The following is a 1498-nucleotide window of genomic DNA, read 5'->3' as shown; positions in this document are numbered from 1 at the left end:
AGGCTAAACAGAAGATGCCTTATTTTCAGTAGGCCTCCTGCCTACAAAAAATAAGAGAGTATTCTGTTCACCTGCCTCTAGCCGGATGGGTGGCCGGAGAGCTTTGGACCTGGGCCAAGTGTGAGGAATGCGCAAGGGCTATTCTGTTATCGAGGCTACCAACTGGTATTCATATACGAACAACAACCCAGTAAGGTATGTGGACCCGACGGGGATGGAGGCAGAAGACGGGCTTAACTTGAAGTTGCCTGGATTGGAGCATCCAGTCTGGGAATTTGGTCCGAATACCCCGATAGATATGCCTGATAGATTGCCCGCATACTATCCATCCTTCAAAGGGCCCGACATATATTCAATTGCCTGAGCGATTGCCTGAGCCAATAATACGCGGCTTCGGAGACTTTCCTATGCCTTTTGAACCTAGTCATAAATGGCCTATAGTACTTGATATAATAGGCAAAATTTGGGCTTCACCAGTTACCTTGTCTGCTGCTCTCGTTGGCTTGATACTAGTGGGATTGAGTAGATTGATATATGGTAAAGGAAAGATTACCATTTCCAACAATGCGATAAACTTCATAACATTTTTTAAGCTTGGTGGTGCCATCACATTTGGTAATACTGTGATTTATGCCATGGAGGGGAAAGGGCCTGAACATAATACTGTGAGGTATGAAGGATCCAAAGAAAATATAGGCATGCATGAAGAGGCCCATACATATCAGTATCAGCTTTTAGGTATTCTATTCTTTATACCCTATCTGCTCTCTGGGGGCATGTGGAAACCAAGTCCAATGGAGCATGCCGCAGATAATTATTCTAAAAGCAATAGATGAGGATGGCTGGTTTTGGAGAAAAAAGCAGGAGGAAGAAATGAGAAACATATATTTGGCTGTTAGGAGGAAGAAATGAGAGACATGACTGTGGGCAAAGTACTTTGCTTGGGATTCTTGGTTCCAACTCTTCTGGGTTGGGATAAGTTCCCCATGCCAAATTTCCGTAATGGCTATGAATATACAGTAAGAGTGGTGATTGAGTATAGTGACAATGCAACATCAAATATTACTCTGAAACCTGAAGTAGGTTTTCGATATGATAAAGAAGGGGTTACTTTTATAAGCATAACAGTCTACTCAGAAGATGGAGTATTGCTTGCCGAGTATCCAGAAGAAGTTCTAAATGAATTGAAGGCTAAATCGGTTGATGACTATGAATTCTGGTTAGTGACTGAAGAGGGTTTGTTTCTACTACCGGAGAAATATACTGGCCCCAATGAATGGAGAGAATACCTAGAAAGTATTCAACAGTAATGGAGCAGGGGTCACTAAGCCCAGCGAGGCCAAGCAGCCAGCCAGCGCTACAGATAGCTCCAGCCCGCCTGTAGTCAGGCCGCTCCCGATTGCAAAGGACCTCAGGCAGGCCCGTATCGCCGCCCTCCCCTCAAGATTGCCCTGATGAGTTTCAAGAGCGACTATCTTGGGCGTATGAACAGGATAGA

4 protein-coding genes are annotated in these 1498 nt (G+C 44.6%); 3 read left to right on the top strand and 1 reads right to left on the bottom strand.

Annotated features, from left to right (window positions below):
* Positions 1-127 precede the first annotated feature (127 nt).
* From S1OALGB6SA_RS06370 to S1OALGB6SA_RS06360, 3 genes are all read left to right on the top strand, one after another.
* Positions 128-364 carry a hypothetical protein gene (locus S1OALGB6SA_RS06370; RefSeq protein ID WP_124032911.1) on the top strand — a complete coding sequence of 79 codons (237 nt, stop codon included), beginning with the start codon at positions 128-130 and terminating at the stop codon, positions 362-364.
* Positions 365-407: 43 nt separating this feature from the next.
* Positions 408-836: a hypothetical protein gene (locus S1OALGB6SA_RS06365; RefSeq protein WP_124032910.1), complete on the top strand. Its 429-nt coding sequence runs from the start codon at positions 408-410 to the stop codon at positions 834-836.
* 72 nt (positions 837-908) lie between these two features.
* Positions 909-1310, top strand: coding sequence for a hypothetical protein (locus S1OALGB6SA_RS06360; RefSeq protein ID WP_124032909.1), 402 nt, complete (start codon positions 909-911; stop codon positions 1308-1310).
* Here the strand turns inward: S1OALGB6SA_RS06360 and S1OALGB6SA_RS10650 are convergent.
* Positions 1290-1498 (bottom strand): hypothetical protein (locus S1OALGB6SA_RS10650; protein WP_230204465.1); only part of this gene is annotated, 209 nt, incomplete at its 5' end. The genes S1OALGB6SA_RS06360 and S1OALGB6SA_RS10650 overlap by 21 nt on opposite strands.

This window comes from Olavius algarvensis spirochete endosymbiont (assembly GCA_900608495.1).
Lineage (GTDB): Bacteria > Spirochaetota > Spirochaetia > DSM-2461 > DSM-2461 > UBA2779.
This window is presented reverse-complemented; position numbering and strand designations above follow the sequence as displayed.